A 14558-nucleotide genomic window follows, 5' to 3' on the forward strand; every position below is an offset into this window, starting at 1 on the left:
CTCCGTCATCGGGCCGGGCGCGTGCGTTCAGACGTGCTTGCCGCTCGCACCCAGCTCGCGCGAGAGTGCCCTGGCGCCCTCGCGGACCAGATCGAGGTTCCGCTCGCGCGTGGCTTCGTTCCAGCGGATGGTCGGCACGGTGATGCTCATGGCCGCGACACAGTTGCCGTGCGCGTCGAAGACCGGAGCCGCGACGCACGCCGCGTCGTCGTTGGACTCGCAGAACTCCTCGGACCAGCCGCGCCGGCGGACCTCGCCCAGCCCGGCGAGCAGCCGGGCCTTGGAGTCGATGCTCCGCTGCGTCATCGGCTCCACCGCGTCGTCGTCCGGGTAGAGGGCGTCGAGTTCGTCGTCGTCGAGCGCGGAGAGCAACATCTTGCCGCCCGCGGTGCAGTGCGCGGCCAGCCGGCTGCCCACGGACGAGACCAGGCGGACGGCATGCCGGCTGTCGACGCGGACGACGTACACCGCGAGGCGGCCGTCGCGCACGGCCACCTGGACGGTCTCCCCGCTCTCCGCGGCGACCGACCTGGCGACCTTACGGCCGAGCGCGGCCATGTCGAGGGCCTGCTCGTAGGCGCCGCCGAGCTGGAGCACCTTCACCCCGAGGCTGTAGGTGCTCGGCTGGTCGCTGTTGGCCTTCAGGTAGCCGCGGTCGACCAGTGCGCCGACCAGCTCGTGGACGCTCGCCCGCGGCAGCCCGAGACGGGCCGTGATCTCGGGCACCCGCAGACCTTCGGAGGAGTCGAGGAAAAGTTCGAGGATGTCGAGCCCTCGACGCAGCGCCGGCGCCGTCATCCGTCCGCCGTTCGCGGAGGCCGGTCGCGCCTTTGTCGGCTGGTCGTTTACCATGACAGACATCGTCTGATATTTCGGAGAAATTCGCAACTAGCGCAGGCGTCGGCTCCCTGCCACCCCCGCCCGGGAGGACTCTTCCATGAGCACATCACTAGCACTCGCGCGCGAACGGATGGTGGAGCGCGCCGTCCGGAGCCGTTCGGTGCTGTCGCGTGGCCTGCCCCACTGGGCTTCGGGCGAGACCGGCGACTGGACGGTCACCCCCGACGGCGACTGGACCGGCGGCGCCTACGTGGGTGAGCTCTGGCTCGCCCACGCGCTCGACCCCGACCGGGTCAGCGCCGCGCACGCCCGGGCGGCGCTGGATCTGATGGTGCCCCGGCTGGAACACCGCACCGCCTTCAAGGGCTTCGGGTTCTACTTCGGCGCCGCGGCCGCCACCCGGCTGGTCGACGACGCCGGCACCGAGACGCTCGCGCTGAGCGCCGCGAGGGTGCTCAGGGACATGTACGACGAGCGGCTCGGGCTGATCCCGCTCGGCGAGGACGCGGAAGAGGCGAGCTCCGTCGGCGCCGCCGAGAGCAGCATCGACTCCCTCCAGGCCACCGCCCTGCTCTTCTGGGCGGCCGACCACACCGGCGACGAGACGTTCGACCGGATCGCCACGCAGCACTTGGAACGGGTCCTGGAGATCCACGTACGGGAGGACGGCTCGGTCGTCCAGTCCTCCACCCTCGACCCGGAGGACGGCCGGGTGCTGCGCACCCATACCCACAAGGGCTACGACGACCGGAGCACGTGGGGGCGCGCGCAGGGCTGGGCGATGGTGTACGCCGCGCACGCGGCCGTCGTACGTCCCAAGGACCCTCGGTGGCGAGACGCCGCCCGCCGCACCATCGACTGGTGGATCGCGCACGTCCCGGAGGACCTGATCGCCTTCTGGGACTTCGACGACCCCGCGATCCCCGACACCGACCGGGACACCGCGGCGACCACGATGGCCGTCGCGGCCGCGCTGCGGCTCGCCCACGCGCTCGGCGACGACGGCGCGCCCTACCGCGACTTCGCCGAGCGCACGGCTCAGGCCGTGGTCGACCGCTACCTGACGCCGGTCGGCGACACGGACGGACGACCGGCCGGCATGCTCACCGGCGGATGCTTCACCCGTCGCGGCACCGTGCGCCGGCAGGACGCGGCGACGAACGTCGAGCTGATCTTCGGCAGCTACTTCCTGCTCGAATCGCTGATGGTCCTGACGGGCGTGGTCCCGGCCGGCCGGATCTGAGCGGGCCCGCACCCACCACCACAGGAGGAGTACCCCGTGAACGACTCACGATCCCTGCCCCTGGCCGGCGTCCGCGTCGTGGACCTCAGCCAGGTGCAGTTCGGTCCGCAGGCGACCCAGATCCTCGCCGACTTCGGCGCCGACGTGATCAAGATCGAGCGACCGCGCGCCGGCGACATCAGCCGGTCGATCGACACCGAGTCCGACGGCATAGAGGACAGCGCGTCGTTCATCGCGCTCAATCGCAACAAGCGCTCGATCGTGCTCGACCTGAAGCAGCCCGAGGCACTCGACGTGGTGATGCGGCTGCTGGCCGACGCCGACGTGCTGGTCTCCAACTACCGCGCCGGCGTGGCCGAGCGGATGGGACTCGGGTGGGAGGCCCTGCGCGAACGTTTCCCGCGCCTGATCTACGCCTACGGCACCGGATTCGGCGACACCGGCCCGCTGCGCGACCTCGGCGGCCAGGACATGGCGCTGCAGTCGTTCGGCGGAGCCGCCTGGCACAACCGCGGTGACGACGGCCGTCCGAGCATCTACCCTGTCCCGTTCGTCGACTTCGGCGCCGGCATGGCACTCGTACAGGGCATCCTGATGGCGCTGATCGAGCGGTCGACCTCGGGCCGGGGGCAGCGGGTCGACGTGTCGCTGATCGACACCGTGGTGTTCCAGCAGATGCAGGAGATGACCGCATGGATGATGCGCCGCCACGAGATCCACTGGGAACGCGACAACTTCGTCGGAGCCTTCAAGACCGCCGACGGCTGGGTGACGATCGTGGGCCTGTTCCGGCCCGAACCCCTGCGCGACGTGTGCACGGCGCTCGCGATCGAGGACCTGACCCGGCGCGGTGAGTTCGCGACGGCCGAGCTGCAGCAGCAGAACCGGGCGGCGCTGTGGAAGATCATGGACGCCGAACTCGAGCGGTTCGGCACCGACGACGTACTCGAGCGTCTGGGCGCGGCGGGCATCCTCTGCGGCCCCGTCCTCGACTACGACCAGGTGCTCGCGCATCCGCAGGTCGTGCACAACGACGTCGTACGCACGCTCGACCAGCCGCGGCTCGGACAGGTGAACGTGGTCGACAACCCGATCCGGATGTCCGCCGCGACCGGCCGCCGCTACGACCCGGCACCGCTGCTCGGCCAGCACACCGACGAGGTGCTGCGCGAGGCCGGCTTCACCGAGGACGAGGTCGAGGGCCTCGTCGCCCGTGGGATCGCCGGCCGGACGGAGGACGCGTCATGACCGCCCCCGACCCGGCCGCGGTGCGGATCCGCCGTGACGGCGCCGTACTCGTCGTGAGCTTCGACCGGCCGCGCAAGCGCAACGCCATCAACCTGCCCACCGTTCGCGGCGTCCGGGCGGCCCTGCGGGCGGCCCTGCGGCCGCAGTCGCGGGAGGCGGAGGTGCGGGCGGTCGTTCTGACTGGTTCGCCGGTGTTCAGCGCGGGGGCCGACATCGGCACGTACGCCGAGGGAGACCTCGCCGCGATCGCCACGTTGATGGACGAGGCGAACGCGATGTGCGACGAGATCGCCGATTCCCCCGTGCCGGTGATCGCGGCGGTCGAGGGTGTCGCGCTGGGCGGCGGCTTCGAGTGCGTGCTCGCCTGCGACCTGGTCGTCGCTGCCGAGGACGCTCGCTTCGGACTGCCGGAGGTCGGCCTCGGTCTGCTGCCGGGGTGGGGTGGTACCCAACGGCTCACCGCCCAGGTCGGTCCCCGCCGGGCGAAGGCGATCGTCCTGCTCGGTGAGCAACTGGACGCTGCTACTGCGGCGGACCTCGGCCTCGTCACCACCGTCTGCGCGCCCGGCCGCGCCCTGGAGGTCGCCACCACCCTCGCCGAACGGCTCGCCACGCGCCCGGTGCGCGCGGTCGCCGAGGCGCGCCGGGTCATCGACCTGGCGCCGCACGGGCGCCGGGAGGAGCGTGCGGCGCTGGACCGGCTCTTCGTCACCACGGAGGCGGCCGACGCGATCCGCGCGTTCGTGGACAAGCGCGGCAGCCGCTGACGCGCGGTGCTCAGGGTTTGACCGCGAGGCCACCGTAGGCCCAGGCGTGGCCGCTGGGGATCTCTTCCTGATATTCGGCCGGGTCCGGCCGCCACGTCACCACCTCGACGAGGCCCGGGTCCACCAGGTCCCAGCCCTCGAAGAAGCGCAGCGTCTCCTCATGGGTGCGCGGCACCATGGGAGCGGAGCTGTTGTCGTACGGCTTGGAGAACTCCTCCTGGCTCAGGTGGCCGGCGAAGTCGCGCGTGATGTGCGACAACAGCAGGTGGCTGCCGCTCGGCACCGCGGCCTTGAGCTGCTCGGCCACCCCGTACGGGTTCTCCTCGTCGGTGATGAAGTGCATCACCCCGGCCAGGACGACGGCGACGGGACGGGTGAAGTCGAGCACGCCCTGGACCGCGGGATCGGACAGGATCTTCTCCGGCTGCCGCAGGTCCGCCTCGATCATTTCGGTCGAACCCGCCGGGTCACCGGTCAGCAGGGCACGGCCGTGCACCGAAACGATCGGGTCGTTGTCCACGTAGGCCACACGGGCCTCGGGTACGGACCGTTGGGCGATCGTGTGGGTGGGGTCCTGGGTCGGGATCCCGGTGCCGATGTCCAGGAACTGGGTGATGCCCGCCTCGGCCGCCAGATACCGTACGGCCCGGCTCACGAAGGCACGATGGGCACGCACGCCCTCGCGCGTGCCCGGCGAGATCTCGATGAGCGTCTCGGCAACTTTTCGGTCGGAGGCGAAATTGTCCTTTCCGCCCAGTAAATAGTCATATATCCGGGCGGGATGAGGAATGTGGGGGTTAATCCTTTTAGCCGTTGCGTCGGCGTACGTCGGGTCCAGCGGGTCGGTCTCTTTGTCGTTATGCACCGTCTTCACTTCCTGAGGCTCGCCTGGTCAGAAATGTCTTTCTACGGCCAAACCCGTGTCATGTCCACACATTCGGGACTCTCGCGTCATGGCCGGCGCGTCGACCCGCGTGAGTCGAGGCTGGGGCAGGGCGTCAGAACTGCCAGGCGTCGTCGCGCAGGAGCAGCACCTTCCCGCCGGGGCCCAGGCCGGTGACCGTGACGTCCGGGCCGCTGACCATGAAGTCGACGTGCACGCGCGAGGTGTTCACGCCCGCCGCGTCCAGCCGCGCGGGATCGTCCGTACGCAGGTGGGCGGGCACGCCAGGAGGCAGCCCGGCGCCCCAGGCCAGGTGGCAGGTGGCGTTCTCGTCCAGAAGGGTCTCCAGGTAGGTGATGCCGCTTTCGCCCACCCGCGAGGAACGGTCGACCAGAGCGAGCTCGCCCAGCCGGGCCGCTCCCGCGTCGGTGGCCTGGTGCGCGCGGACGACCTCGGCTCCGGCGCTCGCCCTGACCTCGGTCACGACGCCATCGGCGAAGGTCAGCTCCAGGTCGCGGATGACGGTGCCGTCGAGGGACAGCGGCCGGGTGGCGCGGACCGTGCCGTCGACGCGCCGGTGGTCGGGGGTGGTGAACACCTCCTCGGTCGGCAGGTTGGCCTGGAACGGGCGGCCCTTGACGTCCTCCAGGCGGGCGGCGGTCCAGTGAGCCTCCGGGAGCAGGCCGACGGTCAGGTCGGTGCCGGGGCCCTCGAACCGTACGGCGTCCAGGCGCAGCTCGGTGAGCCGTCGAGCGCGATCGAGCAGTTCGGCGATGCGCCGCCGCCACGCCGCGCGCGGATCGGGCTCGTCGAGACGGAGGATGCGGCGCAGGTGCCGCCAGAGCCTGGCCTGGTCGGGTTCTCCGAAGACGGCACGGGCCCACTCGGGGGTGGCGTAGGGGACGATCGTCCAGCGGACCAGGTTGCCGAGCTGGAGCCGCTGCCGGGAGGTCAGCGACGGCATGCGGTCCAGCCCGACGCGTACCGGATCCAGCCCGGCCAGGAGGTCGGGGGCGGCGGCGCCGCGGATGTTGACAATGATGCCGCCCTGCCGTCCCAGCTCGTCGTTGCGGGCGTCGAGCCACGAGGGCACCTCGGCCAGGCTCGCGGCGTCGGCGTGCCGGACGCGGGATCGTTTGGCGTACGGGTCGAAGTACCAGATGTCGACATAGCGGGCGCCTCTGGCGTAGGCGGCCTCGGCCAGGGCGCGGGCGAGCGGGGCGTGCTCGATCTCGGCGTTGATCAGTACGCGGTCGTCCGCCGGCAGGGGCACGGCCACGTCGAACACGACGTCGGCGTAGCGGGACAGGTCAGTGGCGGGAACGGTCAAGGGGGGCTCCTTCGTGGTGGTCGTGGCGCAGGGGCAGGAACAGCAGCGCTCCGGCGGCGGACACGGCGCCCGCGAGGGCGAAGCCGCCGGCCAGGCCGAACCGTTCGGCGAGGACGCCGAGGGTCAGGGCTGCGCTGAGGAACCCGACGTCGAAGAAGGCCGTCGTGGTGGCGACGGCGGATCCGCGCTCGCCGGCGGGCAGGCCGTGCACCGCCATCCTGAGGAAGGCGGGCAGTCCGAGGCCCTGCCCGGCGCCGATCAGCGCGATCGCGCACCATGTCCCGGCCGGCGAGGGCCAGGCGGCGAGCAGGATCGATCCCGTCCCGGTCAGCAGGAGGGAGGCGGTGGCCAGGCGCGCCGGGGCGGCCGTGGCGAGCCGGCGATGTCCGGCCAGCCGGACGGCGACGAGGACGCCGCCGTAGACCAGGAAGTGGAGGCCGCCCGAGCCGCCGCCGAGCGCGGCGAGGTGCAGCGGCAGGAAGGCGCTGATGGCGGTGTAGCCCCACACGGAGGCCAGGTAGCCGAAGCCGGGGCGTAGAGCGGACGTGTGGAACAGCCGGGCCCGCCCGGTTCCCGGATCCGGGCCGGCGCTCCCCGCGTCCGGGCCCGCGCTCTTCGGCAGGGTGAGGCCGAGCGCCGCCGACCCCAGGGCCACGGCGGCGGCCGTGATCCAGACGGCGGCGAACCCGGACGCGGCGTACAGCGTCTCTGCGATGACCGGCCCCGTGAGCAGGCCGGCGTTGACGACGACGGAGAAGTGGTTGATCGCCGCGCCGGGCCGCCGGTGGTCGCTGGCCAGAGTGGCGAGGCCGACGTAGGCCAGCGCCTCACCGACTCCGGCGACGCCGCGCAGGACGAGGAAGAGCGGTAACTGCCCGACGGCGAGCAGCGCGAGGGACGTACCGGACAACAGCAGCGCGCCCGCACACAGGGCCGTGCGGCGTCCGGCCCTGTCGGCCACCCGTCCGGCCAGCGGCCGGGCGAGCACCCCGGCCGCCGCGGTGACGGCCAGTGAGACGCCCACCATGCCCGCCTGCTCGCCCAGCGGGCCGGTGAGGTATCGCGGAACCGCCGGGATGAGCAGTCCGATCGTCAGGAACGCACCGGCCGCGCAGACGAGCAGGCGGCCGATCATCGTTTGTCACGCAGTTCCGGCAGACGGCCGATCACGGTTCGTCACGCAGTTCGAGCAGGAGCGCGGTCATGCTGACCTTGACGCCGTCGTGCGGCGGTCCGGCCTTGTCGTGCAGGAGCGCCACGGCCTGGTCGATCAGGCCGACGATCTCCTCCCAGACGGGCCTGGCCAGCCATACCTCGGCGTCCATGGACGTGCGCCGGCGATCGGTCTCGGCCAGACGCCTGGCCAGGTCGGTGCTCATCGCCTGGTGGAGGAGTTGCCGTCCCTCGGACCGGTCGAGTCGTTCGCCGCTGGACGGGTCGTAGCGGTAGCGCAGTTGCGGGCGGCCCTTGCCCGCCCGCGGCCGCTCGCCCGTCTGCTGGAGGAAACCCGCTCTGGCCAGCTGGCGCAGGTGGTAGCTGGCCGAGGCGTGCGCGATGCCGAGTTCGTCGGCGACCTCGGTGGCCGACATCGCCGCGCCGGTGAGCAGCGACACGATGCGGATGCGCAGCGGGTTGGCCAGGGCGCGAAGGGGAACAAGGTCGTCCCTGTTTTCCGAAGACACCTTGGGATTATATTTACCCAACAGCTATTGGGAAAGACCTGACGAGGAGGCCGGATGCTGCTGACGATCCTTGGCGGATGCGGTGCGTGGCCGGCGGCGGGGGAGGCCTGCAGTGGTCACCTCGTGGAGCACGACGGGTTCAGGCTGCTCGTCGACCTTGGCCACGCGACGGTGCCGCGGCTGCTGGAACGGGTCGGCGCCGATCAGATCGATGCGGTGTTCGTCAGCCACGGACATCCCGACCACTGCGCCGACCTGAACGCGCTGTTGCGGGCGCGCACCATGCGTGATGACCCGCCCCCGCCCCTGCCGGTGTACTCGCTGCCCGGCGCCCTCGACGCGGTGCTCGCGCTGGACCGCCCGGGGGTGCTGACCGACGCGTACGTCCTGCACGAGTTCACCGCCGGCCACGGCTTCGACCTCGGCCCGTTTCACGCACAGACCCGTGCGCTGCCGCACTCGGTCCCCAACGCCGGCCTACGCCTGACAGCGGGCGGACGGGTGCTCGCGTACACAAGCGACAGCGGCCCGAGCCCCGACAGGGTGGAACTGGCGCGTGGCGCCGACCTGCTCCTGGCCGAGGCCACCTACGTGAACCGGGTCCCGGAGGGTACCCGGCCCTACCTGACGAGCGCCCGTCAGGCGGGCCGGCAAGCCCGGGAGGCCGAGGCCCGGCGCCTGGTGCTGACGCACCTGCAGCCAGGCACGGACACCGCAGCCGCGCGGGCCGCCGCCGGGGCCGGATACGACGGTGAGATCGGCGTCGCCGCATCCGGTCTCGTCCTCGACCTTTCGTGAGGATTCAGGGGACGACCTCGGCACCAGCTTCAGAGCATGGTGAGGATGATCTTTCCGTGGACTTCCCGCCGTTCGAGCAGCCGATGGCGTCGGCGGCGCGGGCGAGCGGAAGGCACACGCCGATCCGCGGCCGGATGAGCTGCGTGAGCGCCAGCTCGAACAGGCCGGTCAGCAGCGCCTGGTGACGCGGCGGATCCGTGGCGATCTCCCGGGGCGGCGAACAGATGGCGGTACGTCTGCCCGGCACGAGGTTCAGCACGCGGTTGTGCAGCGCACCCCGGACGGTGTCGGCCAGCACGTGTCCGGGCCGGCCCATGAAGGCGTAGCTGACCAGTACGCCGCCAGGGGCCAGAAGGCGGTGGCTGGCGCGCAGGGCGGCGCCGCCGAGGTGGTCGTAGACGATCCGGACGCCTTCGGGATGCCGGGCGCGTACGACCTCGGCGGCGTCCTGGTGGCGGTAGTCGATGGGGACGATGTCGTAGTCGCGCAGCAGGTGCAGGCTGCGTTCGGAGGCATCACGGTGGTTCAGGCCGAGGCGACCCTCATCCTCGCCGACGACGAGCCCCTCACCCTCGGAGAGCTCGGCGCCCGCCTCATCGCCGAGACCGGAAACCCCAGCCGGCTCGTGGACCGCCTCCACAGTGCCGGACTCGTCCACCGCCATCCGTCCGCGCACGACCGCCGCCACGTCGAGCTCACCCTGACCTCCCACGGGCGCGAGATGGCCACCCGCATCCAGGAGGCGCGGCGGCCCTTGCTCGAGTGGGGCGGCACGCTCCTCGACGACACCGCATTCGCCGCCGCGACCACCGCACTGCGCCGCGTCCTCCATCAGCCGTGACCGCCAGGTGCGGCGGCGATCAGCGCGGTGCCGGTGAAGCCGAGCGTGCTGGACAGCGCGCCGAACGCGAACGGCGCGACGGTGGCGCCGCTGTAGATCCCCACCTGGACGGTGTGACCGGCGTTCTCGGTCCGATCGGGCACCAGGCGCAGGGTGGTCGCCAGCAGCAGGCCGGTCCAGCCCCAGCCCGCCGAGAAGCTCAGTACGGCACCGGCCACGAACAGCACCAGGGAGCCGGTCGAGATCAGGACCAGGCCGAGGGTGCCCGCCATCATGGCCGTGATGACCGTGGGATTGTGGCGGGGGGCCAGGTCGGTGAGTGCTCCGGCCGCCAGCCGTACCGCGATGGCCAGGGCCGTGCTCAGTGACAGCAGGTTGCCGGTGAGGGCGGCGGGCAGTCCGGCGTGCTCGCCGAGCTGGACGAAGTAGGTGGCCACGGCGTTGTTGCCGGTCGCCGAGAGCGCGGCGGTCAGCGCCCACAACACCAGGACGCGGCGGATCGTCGCAGGGGACGACGATCGGTCGTCGCGCGCGACCGTGCGTGAGTCGGGCGTACGGGCATCGGGCGTACGTGATCCGGGTATCAGGTCAGCGCGGGGCGTGGTGGGCTGCTTCCTGGCGGAAGTCCTTGGGTGACAGTCCGTACGCTCGCCGGAAGGCGTGGCTGAAGGCGGACGACGCGGAGAAGCACCATTTGGCGGCGATGCTGTGGATGGGCACCGCTCGCAGTGCGGGGTCGGCCAGGTCACGGCGTGCTCGTTCGAGCCGCAACGACCTGATGTACGAGCTGACCGTGGCGTTCTGCTCCTGAAAGATCCGGTGCAGGTAACTGGTCGAGATGTGATGTTCGATCGCCAGCATGCGCGGGCTCAAGTGGGGGTCGCGCAGATGTTCCTGGATGAAGGCCTTGATGCGTAGAACGAGCGCGTCTCGGTTGGAGGGCACGATGACCGGGTCGGTCTCGGCGGTGTGGAGGAGCGTCGCGGCGATGAGATCCGTCAACACCATGCCCAGCCGCGGCCCATCGGACGGGTGGTAGGAGTCGTGACCTGAGGCCAGGTCGAGGACGAATTTCGAGAGCAGGGCGGCGATTCCCTGATCGGCCGGAATGGTGGTGCCCAGTACGGAGTCGAGGTGCTCAACGGGTAGGGAGATCAGGGGGCGCGGGAACGCGACCATGACCGTGTCGACCACGTCACTGCCTTCTGGCGGATGAAAGCACGCGGCCACGACCCGGGCCATGTTGTGCAGCAGCACGTCACCGACCCTCGGTATCGCACGATTGTCAGCCGAAATGAGCTGCGCCGAACCCACCAGCGGCACAATGAGCTGGTAGTGGTCGGCGTAGTCGTCCGCGTCAGGATGCTGCGCAGGTCGCAACAGGCGCAGCGGCGCGAAACTCTTGCGCTTCACCGTCACGGCACCGAATGTCAGGTCGCTCTGGCAGGTGTACACCATGGCCTCTTTCGCCGTTCAGTCCCCGCTCGGCAGAGTCTGACATATCGCCAAAGCCGCCTTTCTATACCGTACGGGCGACGGCGAGGCCGTGGTCTCTGTGTCAAGCAATCGTGGAGTCTGTTGCATCGACTTTCGCCGTACGGATGCCTGAGGATCGCTTGTCAGGTTCACAACCCACGACCGCTGACCACATCGGGGGCCCCATGGACTACCTGAACCTCGGCCGCTCCGGCCTGCGCATCTCCCGCGCCTGTCTGGGCACCATGAACTTCGGCACCGAGCACGGCCTGGCCGCCACCGACGAGGCCGAGGCCGCACGGGTCATCGACGCGTTTCTCGAAGCGGGCGGCAACGTCATCGACACGGCCGACCTGTACCACCAGGGCGAGACCGAAGAGATCGTCGGCCGGGCCGTGCGGGGCAGGCGCGAGCAGGTCGTCGTGGCTACCAAGGGAGCCATGCCGGTGGGCGCCGAAGGGCGGGGCCTGTCACGGCGCCACCTCACCAGGGCCCTCGACGCCAGCCTGCGCCGGCTCGGCACCGACTACATCGACCTCTACCAGTGCCACCAGTGGGATCCCGCGACGCCGATCGAGGAAACCATGGTCACGCTCGACGGATTCGTCCGGGCCGGAAAGGTCCGTTACCTCGGCTGTTCCAACTTCACCGCCGCCCAGATCGTCGAGGCTCAGTGGGCTGCCGCCCGTGTCGGCGGAACCCCGTTCGTGAGTCTGCAGCCACCGTACTCACTGATCCAGCGCATGATCGAAGCGGAGACCCTGCCGGTCTGCGAGCGGCACGGGATGGGCACGATCGCGTACGGGACGCTCGGCGGCGGCGTACTGACCGGCCGCTACCGGCACGGCGAGACGCCCGACCCGGACAGCCGGATGGGCAGGCTGCTCGGCCACTCGATGCCCGGCGCCGGCCGCTGGGCCCAGTCACTGCTCAACGACCGCAACCTGGACATCGCCGAAGAACTCGTCAAGGTGGCGGCCGAACTCGGCGTCGCGCCCTCGAAGGTGGCGCTGGCGTGGGTGGCGCGGCAGCCGGGGGTGACCTCGATCCTGCTCGGGCCTCGTACGGTGGAACAGCTCCGGGAGAACCTGGCGGCGTTCGAGCTCGACCTCCCGGAGGAGGCGATGGCCAGGCTGGACGAGGTTTCCCGCGCCGTGGACGGCCCCACTCGCCGTCCTCAACGATCCGGGGACGCTTGAACTTGACGCGGGCCCGGCTGGGGGTTCCCGCGACGGCAGCTGTGCCGCCGCGGTGTGGTGTTCATGAGGGTGAGTCATACGGCGGCGACGTCGAGTTGCTTGTTCTTCATGTCGGTGCCGTTCAGGATCTTGCCTATCGTCGGGCCGATGACGGGAGTGTGCGTCAGGCGCAGCATCGCCGCGCGGAGGATCTGTTCCTTGCGATCGTGGGGCGTGAAGAGCCTGCGCATGGTCAGCGCACTGTCCTGCTCTTCTTGGATGAACGGCCGCATCCTGGCCTCCCACGCCCGCAGCGCGCCGGCCAGGTCGTCGGGGTGCCGCCGCAGCATGGTGCCCAGCAGTTCGCCCCCGGCCATGGCGCTGGAGGCGCCCATGCCCGCGTACAAGGTCACACACCAGGCGGCGTCGCCGACCAGGGCGACGCGGCCGCGGTGCCAGCGGGGCATCCTGACCTGGTGTACGGAGTCGAACAGGAAGTCCGGAGCCTGCTCGAACCGGGTGAACAAGGTCTCCAGGAGACGTCCGGTGGCCTCGGGACCGAAGGCGGCGCGGAGCGACTCGATCGGCGGGCGGGCGAACTCGGCGTCGATGTCGCGGGTGCGGTAGGAGAACAGCAGGCTCGGCGGGTGGTCGTCGTAGGGGAAGGTCCATGCCGAGCGTCCGGGCTCAGCCAGGATCAGGCCCTCGTGCATCGTGAAGCCCTCGATCGGCCTGTCGAGCAGGGTGACGGCGATCATGTAGTTGAGCGGGTGCAGGTACTCCTGCGGGCCGAAGGCCAGGCTCCGTACGGTGGAGCGCAGGCCGTCGGCGCCGACCACCAGGTCGAAGCGCTCGGTGACGACGGCGCCTGAGGCGGTGTCGTGCAACGTGACCTCGGCGGCCGTGTCGTCCTGGGTGATGCGGGTGGGCACGGTGGAATAACGGATCTCCACGTCGCCCGGCAACGCGGAGAACAGCCCCTGCTCGACGTCGCCGCGCAGCAGTTGCAGGGGTCTGCCCGGCAGCGTCGACGGGTTCATGCCCGGCGTTCGGCGTCCCGCCCGATTCACCTCGTACGCCTTGAGCAAAGGGCTGCTGCGGTCCCCGATGGCCTCCAGCACACCCAGACGGCGGGCGGAGGCCACGCCGGTGCCGAACAACATGACGAAGTACCCTTCCGAGCGGCGCGCAGGCGCCCGCTCGATCAGCACCGGCTCCCAGCCGACCTGCCGTAGCCGGAGCGCGGTCGCGATTCCCGCGATCCCGAGCCCGACCACCAGGGCGCGGCGGCCACCCTCTCGCATGACGACTCCCTTCCACAGAAGTGCTTGTCCAGGTCCCGGCGCGCAGCCGCGGACCGCTCGGCGTTCATCAGGGCGTGGGCCTCCGCCAGCCCGCCCGCTGACAGATCAGGCGGACGGGGCCGCGTGGGCCTGCGCCGAGAGGTCGAGCCAGTCGGCCCAGTTCTTGAGCCGGTCGGCGTAGACCTGCTGGATCATCGGGAGGTTCTGCTTGCCGAAGAACACCCGCAGGGGCGGGTCGGGGTGGTCGGCGACCTTGAGCATGGCCTGGCCGGCGGCGGCCGGGTCGCCGAAGTCGAGCGCCTTGCCGTACGCGGCCTGGGCCTGGCGGGCAGCCTGATAGTGCGGGTTGGGTGAGGACTTGACCGCGATGGTGGGCGCGCCGGTGGCGTAACTGCCGGGCTCCACGATGGTCACCTTGATGTCGAAGCCGGCGACTTCCTGGGCGAGGCTCTCGCTCAGGCCTTCCAGAGCCCACTTGGACGCGCAGTATCCGCCGCCGAGGGGGAAGGCGGCCACGCCGGCGGTGGAGGAGATCTGAATGATGTGCCCGGAGCCCTGCTCGCGCAGGTGAGGCAGCACGGCCTGGACGACCCGCAGTGGGCCGAACAGGTTGGTCTCCAGCAGGCCGCGCACGTCTTGCTCGGTCAGCTCCTCGACCGCGCCGAACAGGGCGTAGCCGGCGTTGTTGACGATCACATCCAGGCGGCCGAAATGCTCCTTGGCCCGCGTCACGCTCTCGCGGACGGCTGCCGTGTCCTTCACGTCCATCTCCAGCGTGAGCACCAGGTCGCCGTAGGCGGTGACCAGGTCATCGAGGCTTCGAAGGTTGCGGGCGGTGGCTGCCACCCGGTCGCCGCGGCTCAGGGCGGCCTCGACGAAGCTGCGGCCGAAACCGCGCGACGATCCGGTGACGAACCAAACCTTGCTCATGATCTTCTTCTTTCTGCCATGGGATGCGACTCCCGCCA

General features: G+C 70.7%; 15 protein-coding genes and 1 pseudogene. 6 read left to right on the plus strand and 10 right to left on the minus strand.

Annotated elements, in window-relative coordinates:
- Positions 1–27 precede the first annotated feature (27 nt).
- On the minus strand, positions 28–861 hold the full coding sequence (locus E1295_RS16930; RefSeq protein ID WP_220448754.1) for an IclR family transcriptional regulator: 834 nt from the start codon (positions 859–861) through the stop codon (positions 28–30).
- A 76-nt stretch (positions 862–937) separates the two neighbouring features.
- On the opposite strand from E1295_RS16930, the gene E1295_RS16935 reads away from it, so the two are divergent.
- The 3 genes from E1295_RS16935 to E1295_RS16945 are packed head-to-tail and all read left to right on the plus strand — an operon-like array spanning position 938 to position 4098.
- A complete protein-coding gene (locus tag E1295_RS16935; RefSeq protein ID WP_132631242.1) occupies positions 938–2083 on the plus strand; it encodes a glycoside hydrolase family 88 protein in 1146 nt (381 codons plus the stop codon).
- Between the two features lie 36 nt (positions 2084–2119).
- Complete coding sequence (locus E1295_RS16940) at positions 2120–3331, plus strand: CaiB/BaiF CoA transferase family protein (protein ID WP_132631243.1); 1212 nt, start codon at positions 2120–2122, stop codon at positions 3329–3331.
- Positions 3328–4098 (plus strand): enoyl-CoA hydratase/isomerase family protein, encoded by a 771-nt coding sequence (locus tag E1295_RS16945; RefSeq protein ID WP_132631244.1) that lies wholly within the window; start codon positions 3328–3330, stop codon positions 4096–4098. Before E1295_RS16940 ends, E1295_RS16945 begins: the two co-directional genes overlap by 4 nt.
- 10 nt (positions 4099–4108) lie before the next feature.
- On the opposite strand, the gene E1295_RS16950 is transcribed toward E1295_RS16945, so the two are convergent.
- The 4 genes from E1295_RS16950 to E1295_RS16965 form a co-directional block, all read right to left on the minus strand.
- Positions 4109–4972, minus strand: coding sequence for an SAM-dependent methyltransferase (locus E1295_RS16950; RefSeq protein WP_220448755.1), 864 nt, complete (start codon positions 4970–4972; stop codon positions 4109–4111).
- A 124-nt stretch (positions 4973–5096) separates the two neighbouring features.
- Entirely contained in the window at positions 5097–6311 is a 1215-nt protein-coding gene (locus E1295_RS16955) for an aminopeptidase (protein WP_132631245.1), read from the minus strand.
- Positions 6292–7446 carry an MFS transporter gene (locus E1295_RS16960; RefSeq protein ID WP_132631247.1) on the minus strand — a complete coding sequence of 385 codons (1155 nt, stop codon included), beginning with the start codon at positions 7444–7446 and terminating at the stop codon, positions 6292–6294. Before E1295_RS16960 ends, E1295_RS16955 begins: the two co-directional genes overlap by 20 nt.
- 31 nt (positions 7447–7477) lie before the next feature.
- Positions 7478–7993 (minus strand): ArsR/SmtB family transcription factor, encoded by a 516-nt coding sequence (locus E1295_RS16965; RefSeq protein WP_132631249.1) that lies wholly within the window; start codon positions 7991–7993, stop codon positions 7478–7480.
- A gap of 54 nt (positions 7994–8047) precedes the next feature.
- Between E1295_RS16965 and E1295_RS16970 the strand changes: the two genes are divergently transcribed.
- On the plus strand, positions 8048–8791 hold the full coding sequence (locus E1295_RS16970) for an MBL fold metallo-hydrolase (protein WP_132631250.1): 744 nt from the start codon (positions 8048–8050) through the stop codon (positions 8789–8791).
- A 4-nt stretch (positions 8792–8795) separates the two neighbouring features.
- Here the strand turns inward: E1295_RS16970 and E1295_RS50180 are convergent, their stop codons facing one another.
- Positions 8796–9320: a zinc-binding dehydrogenase gene (locus tag E1295_RS50180; RefSeq protein WP_425465348.1), complete on the minus strand. Its 525-nt coding sequence runs from the start codon at positions 9318–9320 to the stop codon at positions 8796–8798.
- Here E1295_RS50180 and E1295_RS52455 point away from each other — a divergent pair.
- Positions 9210–9446: pseudogene (locus E1295_RS52455) on the plus strand (hypothetical protein); the annotation flags it as partial. The gene E1295_RS50180 and the pseudogene E1295_RS52455 overlap by 111 nt on opposite strands.
- A 176-nt stretch (positions 9447–9622) precedes the next feature.
- On the opposite strand, the gene E1295_RS16985 reads toward E1295_RS52455, so the two are convergent.
- Both E1295_RS16985 and E1295_RS16990 read right to left on the minus strand, forming a co-directional pair.
- Positions 9623–10117 carry an MFS transporter gene (locus E1295_RS16985; RefSeq protein ID WP_132631253.1) on the minus strand — a complete coding sequence of 165 codons (495 nt, stop codon included), beginning with the start codon at positions 10115–10117 and terminating at the stop codon, positions 9623–9625.
- A 103-nt stretch (positions 10118–10220) separates the two neighbouring features.
- On the minus strand, positions 10221–11051 hold the full coding sequence (locus E1295_RS16990; protein WP_166427266.1) for a helix-turn-helix domain-containing protein: 831 nt from the start codon (positions 11049–11051) through the stop codon (positions 10221–10223).
- A gap of 242 nt (positions 11052–11293) precedes the next feature.
- Between E1295_RS16990 and E1295_RS16995 the strand changes: the two genes are divergently transcribed.
- On the plus strand, positions 11294–12307 hold the full coding sequence (locus E1295_RS16995; protein ID WP_132631256.1) for an aldo/keto reductase: 1014 nt from the start codon (positions 11294–11296) through the stop codon (positions 12305–12307).
- Positions 12308–12381: 74 nt separating this feature from the next.
- Here the strand turns inward: E1295_RS16995 and E1295_RS17000 are convergent, their stop codons facing one another.
- Together E1295_RS17000 and E1295_RS17005 are read right to left on the minus strand one after the other, a co-directional pair.
- On the minus strand, positions 12382–13590 hold the full coding sequence (locus E1295_RS17000) for an FAD-dependent monooxygenase (RefSeq protein ID WP_132631258.1): 1209 nt from the start codon (positions 13588–13590) through the stop codon (positions 12382–12384).
- A 105-nt stretch (positions 13591–13695) separates the two neighbouring features.
- On the minus strand, positions 13696–14520 hold the full coding sequence (locus E1295_RS17005; RefSeq protein WP_132631260.1) for an SDR family NAD(P)-dependent oxidoreductase: 825 nt from the start codon (positions 14518–14520) through the stop codon (positions 13696–13698).
- Between the last annotated feature and the right edge of the window lie 38 nt (positions 14521–14558).

It is taken from the genome of Nonomuraea mesophila, assembly GCF_004352805.1.
GTDB lineage: Bacteria > Actinomycetota > Actinomycetes > Streptosporangiales > Streptosporangiaceae > Nonomuraea > Nonomuraea longispora.